Source organism: Vibrio sp. 2-Bac 85, from assembly GCF_037546705.1.
Lineage (GTDB): Bacteria > Pseudomonadota > Gammaproteobacteria > Enterobacterales > Psychromonadaceae > Psychromonas.
In genome coordinates this window covers 16,887-36,998 of record NZ_JALAAB010000025.1, presented here as the reverse complement: position 1 = coordinate 36,998, position 20,112 = coordinate 16,887, and the positions used below count along the sequence as shown (strand labels likewise).

The window sequence follows — 20,112 nt, the reverse complement described above, 5'->3', positions numbered from 1 at the left end:
AAGCGCCTAATACGAACAATCCCTGTTGACTTATGTCAGCAGGGATTTTTTCGTTTAGGGTTTTGGTGGTGATGTCCTGCTGAGCAGGGCATAAAAAAGCGCCACTGAGTTGCCATCTTTTAGAGCGATAGGTAGGGCGGGATTGATACTTCTACACTTTTAAATGAACGACCTTAGCTCTGGATGGTTGAAGTTCTTCATTCAATATTTGATCGATACACATCTTGTCTGCTATCGATTCAATAAAAATCAATTATGAGATCTGACCTTTGTTTTTGATATCTATTTATTCCCTTTGTAAATATCACTAAGTAAGTGTGATTTAGATAGCTAATTATGATTAATAATAGACCTATTATACCTACCTATTAGTTTGATTTGATTGCCATTGCTTACTTTTTAACGATAACTTTTATCAATTAGCTTTACACTCTTTTCACTCTGTTCACTGATTCCAAATCGCATAAATAAATCTATTTTTATCGGTTTGGCTATTATTTATTAAAGGAGTTTTTATGGGTGAGATCGCACTATCTATTAGCATGTTATCACTGGTTGCAGTGATCGGCTTATGGATAGGAAGTTGGAAAGTTTATGGCGTCGGGCTTGGTATTGGAGGGGTACTTTTTGGTGGCATTTTTGTGGGCCACTTTAGTACACAATACGGAATTGAACTTGATATGCATACCCTACATTTCATTCAAGAGTTTGGTCTAATCTTATTTGTTTATACTATTGGTATTCAGGTTGGCCCTGGCTTTTTTGCTTCGTTACGTAATTCTGGAATGCGATTAAATGGCTTTGCCGCTTTATTGGTCTTACTTAGCTGTATTGTCACCGCTGTGTTGTATAAATTATTTGATGTTCCATTACCTATTATTCTAGGCATTTTTTCCGGAGCTGTTACTAATACGCCTTCATTAGGGGCGGGCCAGCAGATTATGGGAGAGCTTGGTGCTACATCCGAATTACTTGGGCAAACAGGTATGGGTTATGCAATCGCATACCCTTTTGGTATCTTAGGTATTTTATTTACAATGTGGATCATACGTTGGTTTTTCCGAGTAAATATTAATGAGGAAGCTGATTCTTTTGATAATCAGACTGGGAAAAAAAATTCTAATCTGAATTCAATTAATGTTGAACTTCATAATATTAATTTAGATGGTTTAATGATTAAGAATATTCCTATCATTAATAGTGGTCGTGTTGTTTGCTCTCGCTTAAAGCATGCTGACGAGTTGTTAATACCGACTGCGGGTACCATTGTTAAAATGGGCGATTTATTAAATTTGGTCGGCGATCAAAAGTCATTAGATGAAGCGCGTTTAATTATCGGTGAAGTGGTTGACGCCTCTCTCTCGACAAAGGGGACAAATTTGCGTTCAGTGCGCGTAGTGGTTACTGCCGATGAAGTCTTAAATAAAAAGATTGGAGAACTAAACTTAATTGAAACTTATGATGTGGTAATTTCAAGGCTTCATCGCAGTGGTATTGAGCTAGTACCCAGTAGTTCAATGTCGTTACAATTTGGGGATATTTTAAATTTAGTGGGGCGCCAAGATGCAATTGATGCAGTAGGGGCTGTTGTTGGTAATGCAGAGCAAAAACTGCAACAGGTACAGATGCTACCTGTGTTTATTGGAATCGGTTTAGGTATGTTAGTTGGTTCAATTCCTATTACTATTCCAGGTTTTCCGGTTGCCTTAAAATTAGGCTTAGCAGGAGGCCCTTTAATTGTTGCACTGATTTTAGCTAGAATTGGCAGTATCGGTAAGCTTTATTGGTTTATGCCGCCAAGTGCTAATCTTGCATTACGTGAAATCGGGATAGTTCTTTTTCTAGCAGTTGTTGGGTTAAAATCAGGCGGACAATTTTTAGAAACACTTACTGAAGGAGATGGACTTATTTGGATGTGTTATGGCATCGCAATTACTTTTATTCCCCTTCTTACTGTAGGTTTTATTGCTCGGATATTTACTAAAATAAATTATCTTAGCTTATGTGGAATGCTCGCTGGTTCAATGACTGATCCTCCAGCATTGGCTTTTGCTAATGGCCTTCACCCAACAAGCGGCGCTTCAGCGCTTGCTTACGCAACAGTCTATCCTTTAGTTATGTTCTTGCGGATTTTATCACCGCAAATTATGGCATTATTGCTTTGGGCTGGTTAAAAAACAATGATGTTTAATCGTTAAGTTATATGTTTGTTGTATAAATAATATCGCTGAGAGATAAGTTATCCTGTATTCAAAGACCATTAATTATTTAATGGTCTTTGTTTTTTTATAGAGATTGCGCAGTCATCGTATATTTTAATTAGCTTGATTAGTTAACTCGATTAATTGGCTCACTTAATTAGTTGGGTTAATCAGTTATTTAAATGATGGTTAGCTAAGACAAAAAGGAAGTTGTATGAGATTTTTACATATTACCAGTTCTATTATTATCTCTTTGCTAGTTACTTTAAACGTATATAGTTCAGAGCCACTGCTTTCTATCAATACGCCCGTTGTTGATATTCAAAATCAATTAACCACACAAACCACTAACCTTAATCCTAGCTTTGAACAGGATGCAGATTTAATTCGTAGTACCTATGAAGCTCGTTTATATACTTTGCCTGCTTTTAAGTCTGGCCATTATGGCTTGAGAATGTACCGACAAACGCTTGATAATAAATATGCAGCTGCAATATGGTCGGACATGGCGCGAGTTGCCAGTCGTTTAAATTTTTTTGCTAACGAAGTGCATACACCGCAGCAGATCAGAAAGTATGCAGAACAGCGCATTAAAGGCTATTTGGAGGAGGAAAGCGAGCGTAGTCAGTTACGTTATCAAATTACCAAGGAGATGCCAGAGTACCTTTATTTAGGTGTTGATTTACTGGGGTCAATGGCGCGTGCCAATGAGTATGGATTACAGCACCTTGAAAATAATAGATTAAAGCAAATTATTCGCCGTTATGATTTTACTAAATATGCAACCAATGAGGCTATGATCAAAGCTTGGGCTGCACAATTAGCCAATCAAGTGTACTGGTTACGACAACTGGGCGAGCAGGATGTTGTAGAGGAGTTTATTACTACCTTTAGAAAGGTTTATCCTGATACGCTGGATAGTAGTTTATCAGAACAGCAATTTGGTAATAAAATTTACGGGTTAACGCATATTATCTTCGCGGCATCTGCTTATTATCAGCATTCTGTTAGGGAACAAGATCACCAATGGTTGTTTGATTACTATCGCGATAATATTGATACTATTATTGCTCGAGCAAAAGAAGATGTAGTTGCGGAGGTTGGTATTAACTTCTTATTGGCCGGTTTAGATAATGATCCGGTGGTATTAAAAACGAGAAAGGTTATTCAGCAATCATTAAATCGTGATCAAGGTCTAGTGCCTTCTGTAACCGGAGGAGTTGATTTGAAAAAAGGGGAACATCGTAATGTCCTAGCGATTATGTTGCTTGACTGGAAAGGAGTGCATGCTGCACCAACAATCACCCAACAACCCGAATTATTTCGTTCCAAACCCTATGGACTAGTAGCAAAGGACTAGTGTCTAAGTACATGAAAAATAAAATGATCCTTGAGTTCAAATGATAAGTACAATCCTTTATTTTAAATATTAAGTACAACAAACGCTACGCCCCAACTATGATAAGAATGATTATTGGGGCGAAGTAAAAACCTACCTCATTACACCTTGAATTGCGTTAATTGCTTATCTTGTTCTTGTACTTGCTGTTTCATCAGTTGCGCACATTTAACTTGTTGTAAAGCACCTTCAGATACATCTTGGCTGATATCTCTAATATTAGTTGTGTTACGATTTATCTCTTCAGTAGTGGCCGACTGTTGTTCTGCTGCCGCTGCTATCTGTAAGTTCATATCGCTAATTTGAGCGATTGAATTACGAATTTTTTCCAGTGCACCATTTGCTTTACTAGCTTCTTCAGAGGTACTTGTCGCGATTTCACGGCTCTCTTTAATATTAACCTCAGCTTTTCGCACACCTGCTTGTAACTGTTCGATCGTGGCGCGTATTTCGCTGGTCGACTCTTGTGTTCTTGAAGCAAGAGAGCGCACTTCATCTGCTACTACTGCAAAACCTCGTCCTGTTTCACCTGCTCGTGCGGCTTCAATTGCAGCGTTTAAAGCAAGTAAGTTTGTTTGTTCTGCAATACCAGTTATTACTGTCAGTATTGATTCTATATTATTACTAAATTGAGCAAGTTCAATGACAGAGCCGACAGCGATATCCATTTGTATCGATAGTTTGTCGATTGACGATGCTGCATTAGAGAATATTTGTACACCTGTGGCAGTTTCTTGATCTGCTATTGTTGTGGACTGAGCTGCTATCTGAGCATTGCCTGCCACTTCCATTGCACTAGAAGCCATTTCATTCATTGCTGTAGCAAGTTGATCTAATTCTGTTAATTGAAGACTTAGCTCTTTTGATGCTTTCTCTGATTCAGAACTTACTTGTTGCGTGCTCTGGTCAATATCCGATGCCAGATCTTTCACATTAACAATAATATTCTGTAAATTACCAATGAAAAGGTTAAATTGGGTGGCTACCTCACCAAACTCGTCACGGGAAATAATCGGTAAACGTTTAGTCAGATCACCATTGCCGCTATTTATCTCAACTAATGATTCAGAAAGGAAGTGTACAGGTTGTAATATTTTTCTCATCATTGCACCTAATAAAAGGATACTCAGTAACACTGATACCGTTCCTCCAATTAAGGTATTCATTTCCATCTTATTAGCGTCGGCCATTATAATACTACGGTCGACTACAACGCCGATATACCAATCCATACCACGTAAACCTTGTAGAGGTGTAAAGCGCACCCAAAGAGTTTTTCCATCAACCTGTATCTCTTGAATCTCTTTATGGAGCGGAAGTGATTTTCCCGCAAATAACTGTTGGTAATTGTTGCCGTTATTTTCAATATTAGGGTGGCTTATGATATTACCGTCTTTAGTTAGTAGAAAAGCATATCCTGCATCATTGAAAGTCAGCGTATTAAGGGAGTCCGATACAGTTTTCAAGCTTAAGTCACCACCAAATGCACCTTTGAACTGACCTTTATCTGTAATATTTGCAGTGACTGATATTAATATCTCTTTTGTTACTGAATCAGGGTAGGGCTCTGTAATTTGTGCCCGGTCCGAGGATTTAGCTAGTGTGTACCAAGGTCTTTTTCGTGCATCCCAATTTTTAGGGGCCCAATTGGGATCATTGGTGAGCCTTTTGCCATCAATTTCTAGCCCACCAAAAATAAGTATGAAAGCCTCTTTTAACAATGGAGCATCAAAGCTTTGTTGGATGGTTTCTGCACTAAAATCAACATCTATTGATTGTGAAGTTAAATCGATTATTTCTAATTTACCATTCAGCCAATTAGTTATTTGCAATGCAAGTGCATTACTGGACTCTTCAATAGCACTGCTTGAGTTATGACGTAATGTATCAGTCATTACTTTGTACTGAAAAATAGAGAGTAAACTGATGGCTACGATTAAAACCAATGAGGATGTAAGCACAACCTTGGCGGAAACTTTCATGGTGACTCCTGTCAAATATAAAATATGCTAATATTCTAGAAGTAATTCCTTGTTTTGCCAGATTCTAAAAAAGAAATAATGGATCTTTTTTGCTGCTATTTTATGGACATACGTACTTAATAAAAACTAGCAAAATAATTTAACGCTAAGTTGTTATCGATAAGTAAAGCGATGACTTTTGTTCAAGTATGTTATAACTTGATATTTCTTTATCTGTTTTAATAGGCAATAAGCTTAGGGTCTATATGAAATTTAGCTTTAATTTTGAAGATGCGAGTCAAATATTTGTAGGTGCTTTTGCGCTGGCGGTACCGATCTCTTTTTCTGAAGAAGCGTGGCGCTTAGGTGAAACTTTACCTCATACTAATCTGGTAATGTTATTAACCTTATCTGTTATATTCTTAACACTTTATACCTATGAAAGTGTTTTCCAAAAAGATATACAATCTAGAAAGTTAGTTTTTGTCTCACGTATTATCATTGCTTATTTTATGACGGCTTTAGTGGTTGCATTAGTGCTCTTTTGCTTAAATAAGTTACCCTTCTTCGATGACCCATTGATCGCTATTAAACGCATTATTGTTATTACGATGCCTGCTTCAATGGGGGCAATTGTGGTGGATAGTTTTGACAAGGAGTAGTAGATACGCCTTAAATATAGATAACCTTAAATGTATCCTTCTTCTTTAAAGACAATACCATTAGTGATCACTACGGCAAGTGGTTATTGAACTCTCATCGTTGTTACCATGGTATCGCTTTGCCTTGCCAATCGACAAAACTTGCTTCGCCATCGATGTTAGTATTTTTTACTATTTCTAGAAGCTGTAATGCAACAAACTCACTGCTAAATAATTTATCTTCAGGCACATTTTTTTGGAAAGGTTTAGAAAGAGGTGTGTCGGTGGTGCCCGGGTGAAAAGAGATTAATTTAACGTTTTTAACTGTTCTTGAGAATTCTACGGCTGCGGATTTAATTAACATGTTTAGCGCTGCTTTTGATGCACGATAGCTATACCAACCGCCTATATGATTGTCACTAATACTGCCAACTCGCGCACTAAATACAACGATTTTGCAGGCTTGTTTTTGATTCAACTTGTGTTTAAAGGTTGGGATTAAGTTTTTTATCCATAACATAGGAGTAAGCGCATTGGCTGTCATCACTTCATTAAATGCATTTTCTGTTAATCCTTGTAAACGTTTCTCCGGTGTAACTTGTTCACTATGTAATAAACCATGACAAATAAATACCTGTGATAATGGTGCCGGAAGTTTTTTATTTAAGTCTGTTATTGTTTTTTGTATCGTCGATTCCTGATAATCGGCCACTGAGAAAATATCACTATTGTTAAACATATCCTGCTGATAAAAATGACTATCACGGGTTATCGCCATTAAATGAGACTGGTTAGTTTTTATTACTTCAACTGCAAGCGCTTTTGCAATACCACTGTTAGCGCCGATGATTAGTGTTGTTTGGTCTTTCATAGCAGGTTCCTTGTTCACATGTGTTGATACCTATTCCAAAGCGACGATGTATAAAGCTAGAAATAGGATAACGATATTTAGCGAGTATTAAGTAAGATGCATTAGCGACTTGCTTTATAACCGGCCATTGCAAGGGAGCGACGAGTGCACCTTTGCCTACCAATGTCCAAGCTCGGTGTGTAACTTCTAGACCTAGTAATAGCTTTCCCTGATATTCACCATGTAAAATAGCGAGTGCTTTAGTTACATTAATATGAGGAAAACGGGCTTCAAAATTATCCTGATGCAGGTCTTCTAAACTGATTTTGTCAGTGAGATCTTGTTGCTTTAATCTTTGCATTTCTAAACTACACAATGGACATCTGCCATCGTAAAAAATCGTTAACTCTTTTGAACTCATCTTCTTATCCTTATTATTTGAATCTAAGCTTCTGTCATCGCCTGTTGTTAATACCATAATAGAAGTGCAGTAACATGTGAAAGAACAACTAAAAGTGTCAATATTAATCTCATTTTTATATAGCTTGCTGTTAATGTCATTTGTTGTTGGAAACGGAGTAGGTATTCTGTCAACAGCAGTCCTGCATAAGTAATAGGCAAAATAATTAACGCATAAAAAACAGGCATTAATAAACAAGCAAAGGCAATTAAACAAAGTACATTACTGAGCAGCTGCAACTTAACCTGTTTTTTCGATGCTTCTTTTTGCCATAACGTGCCGGACATAAAGCTTAATATAATGGTACTATAAAAAACAAAAGCCTGTTGTATCGAAACAATAAGAGAGTGAGGTTCTAGTTGCTCGTTATTTACTATTTGGCTGAGCAACAAACAAATATAAAAAGGTAATAATCCTAAATAACCTAAGTAAGTAGATATTTTTTCAACAGCCTTATCTGCTTTGTTTATATCGCTCATAGCTAATCACCGTTAACACTTAATTTGCTACTGTTTTTATTTGGTTTAGCGTAGCTTAAACGAGACAGGCGCTGACTAGTATGATAGCTATCCAGTCCAGATATTGACGTGGTATGTAGTTGTTCAATATCAATATAACCATCTTCTTTAATCGCATCATGAGCACATACAACTAGCTTTATCTCACCAATAATAAACTGAGTATTGTTAAGTGGAATGGGGATTATTTGCTTCAGCTCAACGGCATATTTTAAAACACTCTCTTTTACAAAAGGTGCTTTTATAGGGTCGATAAAATGTGTCGATAAGCCCGTAGCCTCAAATTCACTTTGATGTTTAGGATAACGAGCAGAGGTTTGATGTGCTTGTTGATAGAAATCAGCAGATACTTGGTTGATTGTATACTCAGAAGTATTGATAATATTATCTAATGTGTGCCTATCGTTATTATCTGGACGCATTACAAACCCTACTAAAGCAGGCGAAGCTCCGAGATGAACGACTGAGCTAAACATAGCGACATTAGTATTGCCTTGTTTATCCTGCGTCGCTATTAGGTTGGCACTTTTAAAGCCTGATAAGCTATTAATAAACCGTGCTCTATCCCTATCTGGCATAGCTTTAAAATCACTGCTGTCAAAATATTTAAAAGTGATAAATCTCTCCTTACAAAGGTAAAACAAAGTTAAATTTTTGCCTCACCTGAATATTTAATGAGTACTTATTAAACGGGTACTTATTCAATGAGTACACGTAATAAGATTAAATACACGTGTTTGTATGTGATATTTAGTGTTATGAATTACTTATGGGTATAGATACGTTAATGTCGCTTACTAAGATCTGCTTTGCTTAAAAATAATTCGATTTATGCTAACTTAATCTTCAATTAGGTTGGTGGTGGCGTTGGTGTTGGCTTTGTGACAAAGAATTGTTAAAAAGTATTCTTTACGGAGACTTTTTAAGTTTTTTATTCTATATAATCTGAAAAACATAGTTGAAATAAATAGTTAAAAGCATAGTTGAAAGAAGTAGCTGAAAGGTATCCTTAAGTAGCGTTGTTAAGTTGGTTAACTATTGGGTGAATCAATGCAATTCACTATCCTACCTGTATGGGTTTATTAATAGTTAAATAGGATTACTCAATGAAAAAAATAATGAAAACAGTCTGTGTATTAGCATTTTTTACTTCTTCGCTATTGGCTGCTGCAACCGATACAGAGACACCTTTTACTTCACTAGATTTTGCACAAGTTAGTAATGTAAGGGCTACACAGAGTCAAGATGGTAGTTGGTGCTTTGATACCCAAGTTAGACACAACGATCAAGGTTGGCAGCATTATGCAGATTCTTGGCAAATAGCGGACTTAAAAGGTAATGTATTGGCTATTCGAGAACTGGCACATCCCCATGATAACGAGCAGCCTTTTACACGCAGTTTGTGCAATATCAAGTTACCTAAAGGATTAATGAAGGTCGTGGTGAGCGCAAAATGTAATGTTCATGGCGTTGGCGGTCAATCTGTAGAAGTGGACTTAATGCTTGAAAAAGGTGATCGATTTAGTGTAACCAGAAGAGATTAGTTCAGGCTAAATTAATTATTGGATTGGTTATTAGACGGGTTATTAGATTTGTTATTAGCCGCTAGTCAGAATGTTAATAGGCTCAAAACCGTCGTAATTACTCTACTACGGTTTTGAGTGTTAACTTGTTAGCAATTTTAATGCGTTGCAATAAACGGTTCTACGATGGCATCTTCTAAACTATAAGCCATGCGCACTTGTTTTTTACCATCAACTAAATAAAGGTCTTTAACTTCCGGTGTGACTCGTAAAGTGCCCGTTATTTTTATTGGCATATAAGGAGAGCCAGCATGAACAGGTGTTGCTGCTTTTACGAATATTAATTGGTTTGCCGGAGGCACTGGTTTGTGTGAGCAAGCCCCAATGGTAGGAACTAGTAAAAACTCCGATACGGTCCCATTATTAAACTCAAGCGCCAACATATAGCCAGACATCTGTATTTCTCTATTGGCTAACAAGTCATTAGTAATTAGGGCTGCTTTTTGGCGCTTTTTCATAATAATATCGCGCTGCTCAAACATATACTCAATATTAATATTTTCTTTTATTAACTGAGCTTTAGCTTGTTCAGCTTCTTTGAGCATGGCATCAGTTATCTCATATGAAGGATATAAGGTTTTCATCTCTGTAATACGGCCATAAACAGATAGATTAAAAAGTTGATCATCTGTTAAAGCAGCAAAAGGGTCTTGATAAGGTTCAACTTTTCCCTGCAAGTCTTGCCAACCGATCTGCATCGGTTGAGCCTGAACCATAGAGGTTAAGATGATTAAAAATGGTATTAATAAATATTTTTTCATGCTTATTCCTAAAATTTAATGCTCATTCCATCTGATAATGAATATTTGTAGATCAGCCAGCCAGGGATAAGTGCAATCAATAAAGCACTGCATTGGATAACGGCTAAAATAAGTAGATCATTAGACGTTAACATATTGATGTCAATATAAAACCCATAATAAGAGGCAAGCGGAGCTTGTAACACAGCAAGTAATAAATAAAGCAGTGCCACACCGATTACTATACCTGCAAAACAAACAAACCCAGCTTCACCAATGATTAAACCAAAGATATGTGCAGGCCTAGCGCCCACTGAGCGTAATATCGCCATCTCTCTGCGACGTTCATTTAAACTCATCAGGATAATACTTAACATACCTAATAGCCCGACTAAGACAACAAATACTGTGACTATGTTCAATGCAATTTCAGCAAGACTAAAGAACTGCCATAGCTCTTGCAGTGCCACAGCTGGAATAATCGCTGATAATGGCTCTTTAGGATAGTTATTAATATAACTCTGCATACCTAATATGGCTTGTGGTGAAGTTAAACCCACAAAAATAGCATTAATTTTTTCAGGCTTTATTTTTAATAAACGTGCCACGCGTTGATCTTGCGTTTCTCGGTGTTCGCTATGAATTTGATCGTCGTGCTCATGTCCTTCATGCGTTGCTTCATCATGATGCTCATGCTCTTGATGTGCTACTTCGTTGTGATGTTCATGTCCATCATGCGTTGCTTCGTCGCGATGTTCATGCTCTTGATGAGTCGCTTCGTCGTGATGCTTATACTCTTCATGCGTTGCTTCGTCGTGATGCTCATGCTCTTCATGCGTTGCTTCGTCGTGATGCTCATGTTCTTGATGAGTCGCTTCGTCTTGATGTTCATGTCCTTCATGCTTTTCTTCGTCGTGATGTTCATGGCCTTGATCAGTCGCTAAGGTTTCTTCACCTGGGAGTACGCCAAAATGACCATGATTATCGGTATGCATCGCGGCCATTGCTTCTAAGGAAATAATTAAAGTTTGATCGATAGCAGTAAAAGAGGGGGATAAAATAGCGCTGATATAAAAAGGAATATTGTCGTGGTGATGGCCTTCTATTTCACCACCTCCATGCGTAACAATGACTTCGTCACCAATTGCATAGTTTAATTTATTTGCTACTTCTGCGCCAATTACAACAGCAAACATATCTCCGTCTATCTTTCCTGAATGCACCTTAAGATGCTGTTTATTTGCATAGCTAAAATGGTCAAAGAAACTTAAATCAGTCGCCATCACAGTATAACCCTGGTGAGAATCACCTAAAGAAATAGGGACTGCCCATTCAACTGCTGGTGATTTTTGTATCTCCTGATAAGTTGCGTATTGAATGGTGTTTGTTGATTGGCCGATATGAAAGACTGAGCTTAATAATAACTGTGAAGAAGCGCCACGTGAGCCGATAATTAAGTCTGTGCCTGAAATGCTTTTCATAAAACTTGAATTTGTTTCTGTCTTTAGGGTTTGCACGCCTAATAACAGAGTCACGCTGATCGCAATAGAAAAGAGAGTAATAAAAAATGTCAGTTTACGGTTAAGCAAGCTTTTGAATGCGAGAGATAAAATGGCCATTATATTGCCTCCTGGGTTACTAGGTTAGCATTCGCTTTATTAATTTCAGGTAGGCTAATGTGATAATCAAAGTGATTTTTTAAACTGGTATCATGGCTGACAAAAATCAGTGTAATGTCTTCTTTTTTACATTCTTCAAATAATATCTCAATGAAAGCTTGGCGATGATTTGCATCTAATGCTGAAGTAGGTTCGTCGGCGATAATTATTTCTGGGCTACCTAACATTGCTCGTGCTACCGCAACTCGTTGCTGTTGCCCTACACTTAATTGGTTCACATTACGTTGTAATAAAGCTGGATCAGTTAACCCTAGAGCGGTTAATAAACGTATTGCTTCAGTATTCAAACATTCACTGCGTTTTAACACTTTTGCTTTTCGTAATGCTGAAAAAGTACAGGGTAGGGTGATGTTATCTAAGACGCTGAGATAAGGGATTAAATTAAATTGTTGGAATATAAAGCCAATATGGTTGGATCTAAAACTGTCTTTTTGGCTAGATGACAACTGTTGTAGTGATTGCCCAAGTATTGAAATCGAACCCTGTTGAGGTGTTAATACACCGCCTAATAAGTTTAATAGTGTACTTTTCCCACTGCCACTAGGACCTTCAATAAAAAGGTGCTGACCTTTTTCAATGTGTAAGGTTTCAATTTCAATAATTGCTTGTTGGTGCCAGGCAAAAGTTAAATTAGTTAATTTAATCATGATTCATCCGCTGTTTATTATGGGTCAGTATCTGATTACTGAATTGTTATAATATAACGTTAATTTGTTATAATGTAACAAATTAAACCGAGCAATACGAGATGCTATTGTATTTTTTAGGTCGCTTTTATTCTCAGGTTTTTCTGAACGATTTAAATCTTAAGAAGAATTAACGATTATTCAATAACAATTATCGAAGCTGCTTTTTTTGTTTGCTTTTTGTTTGATTGTTGTTTGTATATTGTTCTCTTTTATACAATTGATATCTATCAAAATCCTGATTAAACAATTAATTATCACTTTGTTTGCTGTTATAGGACGTTTATACTAATTTTTCAGGGCTCAAGTTTGCACTTACTTGTTGCCATCTTCACCATCAACTTATGAAATCCATTGTGAGAGTATTTTATGTCAGCTACCCCTTTAACTAGTGAGCAAATTAGCGAGCTAGCACATGCACTTTCTAGTGCTCGTAAAGATGTTCGTATTTTAGATAGTTTTCCAGGTCCTATTCCTACTTCATTAAAAGAGGCATATGTTGTTCAAGATGGTTCAATTGATGCTTCTGACCAAGCGATTGTTGGTTGGAAAGTGGGGATGATTCCTCCTGAGTTGCGTGAAGAATTGGGGGCTGAGCGTGTTATTGGGCCTATTTTTAACAATGTTCATGTGCCTTTAAATGAGCAACAATCATCGGGTGAAAAGTTTGAGTTACCTGTATTTTCTGGTGGCTTTATTGCCATTGAAGCAGAATTAGTGATAGAGATTAATCAAGATATCGCTCCTGGTAGCATTAATACTGCTGACGGTGTTGAGCATCTTGTTAAGGATGTTTACGCAGGTATCGAAATTGCGAGTAGCCCTGTTGTTGACCTAAATAGTTATGGTCCAACGGCAATCATTGCAGATATCGGTAACCAATACGGTGTGGTAGTGGGCAGTGCTATTAGTGATTGGAAGAACAGCATTGCTAATATGCAAACGAGTGTCACTATTAATGACCAGCTAATTAATACTGCTCCTACAGATGGTATTTTAAATGGTCCAATGGCAGCATTAGCTTTCATGATTGACTGTTGTGCTGAGCGTGGTATTACCTTAGCTGCTGGTTCTTTATGTTGCTCTGGTGCAATCACTGGTGTGCATGAAGTATTAGTCGGTGCTAAGTCTACGGTTAAGTTTGGTGACGTTTGTACAATGGACTTTACCTTGGTTGATATTAGTAAATAATTTTTACCAATTCAGTCAAACTCCAAAAGCGATCATTGGTCGCTTTTTTTGTCGCTATTGTAAAGTCACAAAAAAGCTATTCACCACGAAGCCGCTTCGCTACACAGAGGACACGAAGGAAAATAGGGCTCAATAAATATTAAAACTCGTTGCTGGGCTTGATTTATTTGAGGGCTTTTTACCTTCGTGGTTAATCGCTTTTTATTTTAAAGAAAAAAATCACCACGAAGCCGCTTATCTACACAGAGGACACGAAGGAAAATAGGGTTCAATAAACATCAAAATTCGTTATTGGCCTTGATTTTTTTGGTGTTTTTATTTATTTCGTGAGCTTCGTGCCTTCGTGGTTAATCGCTTTTGATTTTAAAGAAAAAATAACCACAAAACTGCTTCGCTACAAAGAGGGCACGAAGAAAAATAAGGCTCAATAAATACTAAAATACGTTATTAGCCTTAATGTATTTACTCTGTTTTATTATTCTGCAAATAAAAAAAATTAAACAACAAACTCTTCAACTTCAATGTGTTGTGTTGCCACAATAAAATTTTCGGCCAAAATATTTTCCACTTCAGGTAAACAACTACCACAACCTGTACCTGCACTAGTACATTGTTTAATGCTATCGAGTGAGTGGCAGCCTTGCTTCTGAATTGCTTCAGTAATGGTATTGATCCCCACCTGTTTACAAGCACAGATGATCTTACCCTGTGCTAGCTTGCCTTCAACAATTCCTGAAATGAGAGTGAGCTCAATACTACTATCAAGTGGAAGATCTAACACACTTTGTAGCCAATCTAATGACTGTGTGGTTAATTGCTCAGAGGTAATATAAGCATTATTAAGTTGCCCATTTTGTACAAAGGCATAACGATGTATCGCCTGCTGAGATTGATCTGTACTTGAAAATTGTAACGTTTTACCTTGTGTGTTTTGCAATAAACTTTGTATCGCTTGCGCTAATTCGGAAGCAGTGCGGTTATCAGCAATCCGGTACAAATAACCTTTTTCAACTTTTTGTTTTACCCAATAATCAAACTCGCCTAGTGCTAACGGTTGGCGTGTTAATAACATCGCTTCACTATGATAATGCCATTTTTTTAAGCTTACCTGAGTTGATTTAAAACCGGGTTGCCCAGAAATAGGGTCATTATCATCACTGACTAAATTACAAATGTTAGCACTTTTAGCGGTTTGGCTATTCCAGTGAATTGGCGTAAAAAGTTGTCCTTGATTTTGTTGTTTAGTGAGTAATGCTCTCACTAGCATTGCACCTTGAGGGCTATTGATCGCCACCAAATTGTTATCTTTTATCTGTGATTTTTCTGCATCATTTGGGTGTATTGCGACAAAAGGTTCAGTTATATGTGCACCTAAACGACTTGATAAGCCTGTGCGTGTCATCGTATGCCAATGGTCTCGAATACGTCCACTATTTAATATTAAAGGATATTGGGATTGTTTAGGTAGTTCGCTTTTCACATTAAGGCTCGTTGCTAATTGTGAGACTGCAATGAACTGTGCTTTCTTAGAAGCCGTAAAAAATTGCTTATCGGCAAATAAACGTTGGTGCACATTTTTTGTTTGCAAGTGAGTCACTGGCCATTGTTGCGGGGTTAACTGACTGTACCCTTTTGCATCAAGAGTGGTTAATCCAATTAAATTAAGATCACGTGTTAATCCATCTTCATTATCTAACGTAGTCATTTTTGTAAATTCAGAGAAAATTTCACCTTCATGCAGGTAATTAAACGCCTTTTTAAACCCCATGTGTTTAGCGACTTCACTGATGATCCACCAATCTGCTTTGGCTACACCTGGGCTAGGTAATAAACGACGCTGCCTTGAAATGCGTCTTTCAGAGTTTGTCACTGTACCTGATTTTTCACTCCAGCCTTGTGCCGGTAACAATACATCCGCATATCGGGTTGTTGCAGTGTCGGCCATACAGTCTGAGACAATCACAGTTGGACATTTTTTTAATGCCGCAATAATTTTATTACTGTTGGGTAAGCTGACCACAGGGTTAGTGGCAATGATCCAAACCGCTTTTATTTTACCTTTATTCATTGCTTCAAATAAATCTACTGCCTTTAATCCTGGGCTGGTGGCTAGTTGCTCTGTTTCCCAGAATTCGCTGATCAGTTGATTCGCTTTTTGATCACCAAATTCCATGTGCGCGGCTAACGTATTGGCAAGTCCTCCAACTTCACGGCCTCCCATTGCATTAGGCTGGCCTGTTATTGAAAAAGGTCCCATTCCAGGTCGTCCGATTCGACCAGTGGCGATATGGCAGTTAATAATACTGTTTACTTTATTACTTCCCTGAGTTGATTGGTTAACACCTTGGGAGTAAATGGTCAGTGTTTTTTCGGTGTTAGCAAAATGAGCAAAAAACAATGTTAAGTCTTGCTCACTCAACGCTAAATCAGTAGCTAGTTGAGCGATGCTGGGGGCATCTTTCTGTGCACTTTTTAATGCGGCTTCGAAACCTTCACTATGTTGTTGAATATAGTCGTTATCAATTTTTTTATGTTCTACTAGATAGGTGAGTAAACCATTAAATAATGCGACGTCGGTTTCTGGTTGAATGGCTAAGTGTAAATCAGCAATAGAGCAGGTATCTGTCTCTCGTGGGTCGATAACGACAATAAATAAATTATCTCGTTTTGCTTTTTCAGCTTTTAAACGTTGGAATAAAACAGGGTGGCACCATGCTAAGTTAGAACCAGTGATCACCACCAATTCAGCAGTATCAAGATCTTCATAACAGCCTGGAACCGTATCACTACCAAAAGCACGTTTATGGCCAACAACACTTGAAGACATGCATAATCGAGAGTTGGTATCGATGTTCGCGCTACCAATAAAGCCTTTCATTAACTTATTGGCAACGTAATAATCTTCAGTGAGGAGTTGTCCTGATACATAAAAAGCAACTGAGTCTGGACCGTGCTCTTCGATGGCTTGTGAAAATTTTGAAGCAACATGTTGTAATGCTTGTGGCCAGTCCGTGTCTACACCATCAATTGAAGGGTGTAACAATCGACCTTCATGACTAACGGTTTCACCCAGTGCTAATCCTTTAGAGCAGAGGTTTCCATAATTAGCTGGATGTGATTTGTCACCGCGAATGCTTAATTCACCTTTAGCACCGATACTCGCTTCAATGCCACAGCCTACACCACAATATGCGCAGGTTGATTTAGTCCATAAGCTTTTTTCTTGGGTCATGTGGCTCTCTCTACTATTTAATATCCGTTTCTATACTTATATAGGGAGCAAAGAGCACACCAACTATGAAATTATTTAAAAATGATAGTTGATAAATATATTTTTACTTTAAAATCAATGGCTAATGTTTTTTTTGTAGTAAATGTATAGAGTAGATCAAAATCAGCTTATCCATTCCTGCGATGAAATTGCACCAAATTAGCGCATTACGCACTGTTTGTTCACATTTCTTTAACAATTTACCTTCGGAAATATCAATAAAAAAACTTACCGTTTATCTTTTTGTGCCATAACTAATTGAATTTATTTATTTAGTTGTTTTTATTTTTATTGGCTTTTAAATTGGCCTCCCCTTTGCACTGTTTACATCAGATGTTTGTATCTACACCTATATAGATAACTAAACGCAACAAAACAGCAGTTAAAAGGGAATAGCGATTATGAGTAAACAACGCATTATTGTGGTTGGTAACGGCATGGTAGGACATAAATTTATCGATACGATTATCGGTAATGAACAATCAGAATTTGAGGTGATCACCTTCTCTGAAGAGTCCCGCTTAGCTTATGACCGTGTGCAATTAAGTTATTTCTTTTCAGGTAAAACTGCTGACGATCTCGCGTTAACGGATGCGGCCTATTACCAAGAGAACGGCATTAAATTTGTTCTTAACGATAAAGTCGTTGAATTAGATTTTGAAAACAAAAATGTAATCACGGCCAGCGGACGCATTGAAAGTTACGATAAATTAGTCCTAGCGACGGGCTCTTTTCCTTTTGTTCCGCCGATTCCAGGTAACGACCAAGAGCATTGTCATGTATACCGTACTATTGATGATTTAGAAGACATTACCAAATCAGGTGAGAGCAGTAAAACCGGCGTGGTTATTGGTGGTGGATTGTTAGGGCTAGAAGCCGGCAATGCACTGGTTAATTTAGGTGTTGAAACACACATTGTTGAATTTGCTCCTCGCTTAATGGCTGTGCAGTTAGATGATGGTGGTGGTGCTTTATTAAAACGTAAAATAGAAGAGCTAGGTGTGCAAGTGCATACTGAAAAAGCAACCACTGAAATCGTTGCAGGTGAAACCTCTCGCTACCGTATGAACTTTGCGGATGGCACTTTTTTAGAAACGGATATGATTATCTTTTCTGCGGGTATTCGCCCTCAAGATGAATTGGCTCGTTTGTCCGGCATTCCAATTGGTGAACGTGGTGGCATTGTCATCAATAACCATTGTCAAACAGGTGTTGATGACGTTTACGCCATTGGTGAGTGTGCGCTATGGGATAACTTTATCTTTGGCTTGGTTGCACCGGGTTATCAAATGGCAAAAGTGGCTGCTGCAAACATTCATGGTGATGCAGAAACTACTTTTACAGGTGCAGATATGAGTACCAAGTTGAAGTTACTTGGAGTTGATGTTGCCAGTATTGGTGAAGTTCATGGCCAAACACCTGGTGCTCAGTCTTATACTTATCACGATGAAATAGAACAAGTTTATAAACGTTTAATTGTATCAGCCGATGGAACCAAAATGGTTGGCGCTGTATTAGTGGGCGATGTAGATGCTTACGGTACATTATTGCAATTAAAACTAAACGACATGAAATTACCTGCCAACCCAAGTGTGCTTATTTTACCGTCTTCAGGTGGTGAAGAGGCAGCTGGAATGGGCGTTGATGCATTACCAGATACGGCGGCAATTTGTTCTTGTTTTGATGTTTCCAAAGGTGACATTAAGAATGCCGTTGCCGCGGGTTGTTGTAGCATGGGGGAACTTAAGGCATCAACTAAAGCGGCAACTGGTTGTGGAGGCTGTTCTGCACTTGCGAAACAAGTACTTGATAGCGAATTAGCAAGCCTTGGTTTTGAAGTGAAAAAAGATATTTGTGAGCACTTTGCTTACTCTCGTCAAGAATTAACAGACATTATCCGCGTTAAGAAAATTAAAACCTTTTCAGCATTATTGAGCGAATGTGGAAGTGGGCTAGGTTGTGAAATTTGTAAACCTGCTGTGGGAAGCATATTAGCGTCTTACTGGAATGCCTATGTATTAGAAGATGCACATGTTGGCTTGCAAGATACCAATGATAACTACCTAGGTAATATGCAAAAAGATGGCACTTACTCGGTGGTACCACGTATCCCAGGCGGCGAAGTGACTCCCGATGGTTTGATTGTGATTGGGCAAGTCGCTAAAGAATTTAACCTTTATACCAAAATAACCGGCGGCGCCCGTGTTGATCTATTTGGCGCTCAGTTACATGAACTACCTGCTATATGGAAAAAATTAGTCGATGCAGGTTTTGAAACGGGACATGCTTACGGTAAATCCTTACGTACTGTTAAAGCTTGTGTCGGTAACACTTGGTGTCGTTACGGCGTTAAAAATAGCATTGGTTTTGCGATTGATCTTGAGAATCGTTACAAAGGTTTACGCTCGCCACATAAAGTGAAATTTGGTGTGTCCGGTTGTACCCGTGAATGTGCAGAAGCGCAAGGTAAAGACTTTGGATTAATTGCAACAGATGGCGGTTGGAATCTCTACTTTGGTGGCAATGGTGGAATGCGTCCACGTCACGGTGACTTATTTGCCTCTGATTTAACAGATCAGCAATTACGTACTTATGTCGACCGCATCTACATGTTTTATATTCGCACGGCGGATCGTTTACAACGTACTTCGGTATGGTTAGAGAATTTGGAAGGTGGCATTGAATACTTACGTGATGTGATTATTAATGACTCATTAAACATTAATGCGGAACTAGAAGCAGAAATGGAAAATAACATTGAGAACTATCAATGTGAATGGAAAACAACCATCGAGAGCCCTGAAAAACTTAAACGTTTTAAACACTTTATTAATAGCAAGGAAGAAGATACTGGTCTTGCCTTTAAAGTGATAAGGGGGCAACGCTTCCCTTTAGCAAAAGAAATTGAAATCACTGAATTAGTGTAAAGGAG

General features: G+C 37.9%; 15 protein-coding genes. 6 read left to right on the top strand and 9 right to left on the bottom strand.

All coding sequences use genetic code 11. The annotated features are described in order from the left end of the window. The first annotated feature begins 515 nt into the window (after positions 1-515). Together MT390_RS18665 and MT390_RS18660 are read left to right on the top strand one after the other, a co-directional pair. Positions 516-2,174, top strand: coding sequence for a putative transporter (locus MT390_RS18665; protein ID WP_166372437.1), 1,659 nt, complete (start codon positions 516-518; stop codon positions 2,172-2,174). A gap of 241 nt (positions 2,175-2,415) precedes the next feature. Then, positions 2,416-3,561, top strand: coding sequence for a DUF3541 domain-containing protein (locus MT390_RS18660; protein WP_499442671.1), 1,146 nt, complete (start codon positions 2,416-2,418; stop codon positions 3,559-3,561). Between the two features lie 140 nt (positions 3,562-3,701). Here MT390_RS18660 and MT390_RS18655 read toward each other — a convergent pair whose 3' ends face one another. Then, positions 3,702-5,582 (bottom strand): methyl-accepting chemotaxis protein, encoded by a 1,881-nt coding sequence (locus tag MT390_RS18655; RefSeq protein ID WP_499442669.1) that lies wholly within the window; start codon positions 5,580-5,582, stop codon positions 3,702-3,704. A gap of 245 nt (positions 5,583-5,827) precedes the next feature. Here MT390_RS18655 and MT390_RS18650 point away from each other — a divergent pair, with 245 nt between their 5' ends. Continuing rightward, complete coding sequence (locus tag MT390_RS18650; protein WP_499442667.1) at positions 5,828-6,223, top strand: DUF2391 family protein; 396 nt, start codon at positions 5,828-5,830, stop codon at positions 6,221-6,223. A gap of 103 nt (positions 6,224-6,326) precedes the next feature. Here MT390_RS18650 and MT390_RS18645 read toward each other — a convergent pair whose 3' ends face one another. Genes MT390_RS18645 through MT390_RS18630 form a run of 4 tightly spaced genes read right to left on the bottom strand, consistent with a single transcriptional unit; the run spans position 6,327 to position 8,608 of the window. Further along, the gene (locus MT390_RS18645; RefSeq protein WP_499442666.1) at positions 6,327-7,073 is read right to left on the bottom strand and encodes an SDR family NAD(P)-dependent oxidoreductase; all 747 of its coding nucleotides are present in this window, start codon (positions 7,071-7,073) and stop codon (positions 6,327-6,329) included. Continuing rightward, complete coding sequence (locus tag MT390_RS18640) at positions 7,039-7,473, bottom strand: thiol-disulfide oxidoreductase DCC family protein (RefSeq protein WP_499442664.1); 435 nt, start codon at positions 7,471-7,473, stop codon at positions 7,039-7,041. The genes MT390_RS18645 and MT390_RS18640 overlap by 35 nt, the downstream gene beginning before the upstream one ends. 47 nt (positions 7,474-7,520) lie before the next feature. Beyond that, a complete protein-coding gene (locus MT390_RS18635; RefSeq protein WP_499442663.1) occupies positions 7,521-7,991 on the bottom strand; it encodes a DUF3429 domain-containing protein in 471 nt (156 codons plus the stop codon). A 2-nt stretch (positions 7,992-7,993) separates the two neighbouring features. Further along, positions 7,994-8,608, bottom strand: coding sequence for a flavin reductase family protein (locus MT390_RS18630; RefSeq protein ID WP_499442661.1), 615 nt, complete (start codon positions 8,606-8,608; stop codon positions 7,994-7,996). Between the two features lie 528 nt (positions 8,609-9,136). Between MT390_RS18630 and MT390_RS18625 the strand changes: the two genes are divergently transcribed. Then, positions 9,137-9,574 carry a hypothetical protein gene (locus MT390_RS18625; protein WP_499442660.1) on the top strand — a complete coding sequence of 146 codons (438 nt, stop codon included), beginning with the start codon at positions 9,137-9,139 and terminating at the stop codon, positions 9,572-9,574. A gap of 137 nt (positions 9,575-9,711) precedes the next feature. On the opposite strand, the gene MT390_RS18620 is transcribed toward MT390_RS18625, so the two are convergent. From MT390_RS18620 to MT390_RS18610, 3 genes are read right to left on the bottom strand one after another with little or no spacing between them, the layout of a single operon-like run. Further along, complete coding sequence (locus tag MT390_RS18620) at positions 9,712-10,374, bottom strand: DUF3299 domain-containing protein (RefSeq protein WP_499442658.1); 663 nt, start codon at positions 10,372-10,374, stop codon at positions 9,712-9,714. An 8-nt stretch (positions 10,375-10,382) separates the two neighbouring features. Then, positions 10,383-11,972: an ABC transporter permease gene (locus MT390_RS18615; protein ID WP_499442656.1), complete on the bottom strand. Its 1,590-nt coding sequence runs from the start codon at positions 11,970-11,972 to the stop codon at positions 10,383-10,385. After that, entirely contained in the window at positions 11,972-12,679 is a 708-nt protein-coding gene (locus MT390_RS18610) for an ABC transporter ATP-binding protein (protein ID WP_499442654.1), read from the bottom strand. The genes MT390_RS18615 and MT390_RS18610 overlap by 1 nt, the downstream gene beginning before the upstream one ends. Positions 12,680-13,087: 408 nt before the next feature. On the opposite strand from MT390_RS18610, the gene MT390_RS18605 reads away from it, so the two are divergent. Then, entirely contained in the window at positions 13,088-13,909 is an 822-nt protein-coding gene (locus tag MT390_RS18605; protein ID WP_499442652.1) for a 2-keto-4-pentenoate hydratase, read from the top strand. Between the two features lie 496 nt (positions 13,910-14,405). Here MT390_RS18605 and MT390_RS18600 read toward each other — a convergent pair whose 3' ends face one another. Next, positions 14,406-17,141, bottom strand: a complete 2,736-nt coding sequence (locus MT390_RS18600; protein WP_499442651.1) for a nitrate reductase — start codon at positions 17,139-17,141, stop codon at positions 14,406-14,408. A 440-nt stretch (positions 17,142-17,581) separates the two neighbouring features. On the opposite strand from MT390_RS18600, the gene nirB reads away from it, so the two are divergent. Continuing rightward, positions 17,582-20,107 carry a nitrite reductase large subunit NirB gene (gene nirB, locus MT390_RS18595; RefSeq protein ID WP_499442649.1) on the top strand — a complete coding sequence of 842 codons (2,526 nt, stop codon included), beginning with the start codon at positions 17,582-17,584 and terminating at the stop codon, positions 20,105-20,107. Positions 20,108-20,112: the final 5 nt, after the last annotated feature.

Excerpts from the sequence above, each read along its gene's own strand:
- MT390_RS18650 (WP_499442667.1), top strand. The coding sequence starts at position 5,828 with ATGAAATTTAGCTTTAATTTTGAAGATGCGAGTCAAATATTTGTAGGT.
- MT390_RS18615 (WP_499442656.1), bottom strand. The coding sequence starts at position 11,972 with ATGGCCATTTTATCTCTCGCATTCAAAAGCTTGCTTAACCGTAAACTG.
- MT390_RS18665 (WP_166372437.1), top strand. The coding sequence starts at position 516 with ATGGGTGAGATCGCACTATCTATTAGCATGTTATCACTGGTTGCAGTG.
- MT390_RS18640 (WP_499442664.1), bottom strand. The coding sequence starts at position 7,473 with ATGAGTTCAAAAGAGTTAACGATTTTTTACGATGGCAGATGTCCATTG.
- nirB (WP_499442649.1), top strand. The coding sequence starts at position 17,582 with ATGAGTAAACAACGCATTATTGTGGTTGGTAACGGCATGGTAGGACAT.
- MT390_RS18655 (WP_499442669.1), bottom strand. The coding sequence starts at position 5,582 with ATGAAAGTTTCCGCCAAGGTTGTGCTTACATCCTCATTGGTTTTAATC.
- MT390_RS18635 (WP_499442663.1), bottom strand. The coding sequence starts at position 7,991 with ATGAGCGATATAAACAAAGCAGATAAGGCTGTTGAAAAAATATCTACT.
- MT390_RS18610 (WP_499442654.1), bottom strand. The coding sequence starts at position 12,679 with ATGATTAAATTAACTAATTTAACTTTTGCCTGGCACCAACAAGCAATT.
- MT390_RS18645 (WP_499442666.1), bottom strand. The coding sequence starts at position 7,073 with ATGAAAGACCAAACAACACTAATCATCGGCGCTAACAGTGGTATTGCA.
- MT390_RS18605 (WP_499442652.1), top strand. The coding sequence starts at position 13,088 with ATGTCAGCTACCCCTTTAACTAGTGAGCAAATTAGCGAGCTAGCACAT.
- MT390_RS18620 (WP_499442658.1), bottom strand. The coding sequence starts at position 10,374 with ATGAAAAAATATTTATTAATACCATTTTTAATCATCTTAACCTCTATG.
- MT390_RS18625 (WP_499442660.1), top strand. The coding sequence starts at position 9,137 with ATGAAAAAAATAATGAAAACAGTCTGTGTATTAGCATTTTTTACTTCT.
- MT390_RS18660 (WP_499442671.1), top strand. The coding sequence starts at position 2,416 with ATGAGATTTTTACATATTACCAGTTCTATTATTATCTCTTTGCTAGTT.
- MT390_RS18600 (WP_499442651.1), bottom strand. The coding sequence starts at position 17,141 with ATGACCCAAGAAAAAAGCTTATGGACTAAATCAACCTGCGCATATTGT.
- MT390_RS18630 (WP_499442661.1), bottom strand. The coding sequence starts at position 8,608 with ATGCCAGATAGGGATAGAGCACGGTTTATTAATAGCTTATCAGGCTTT.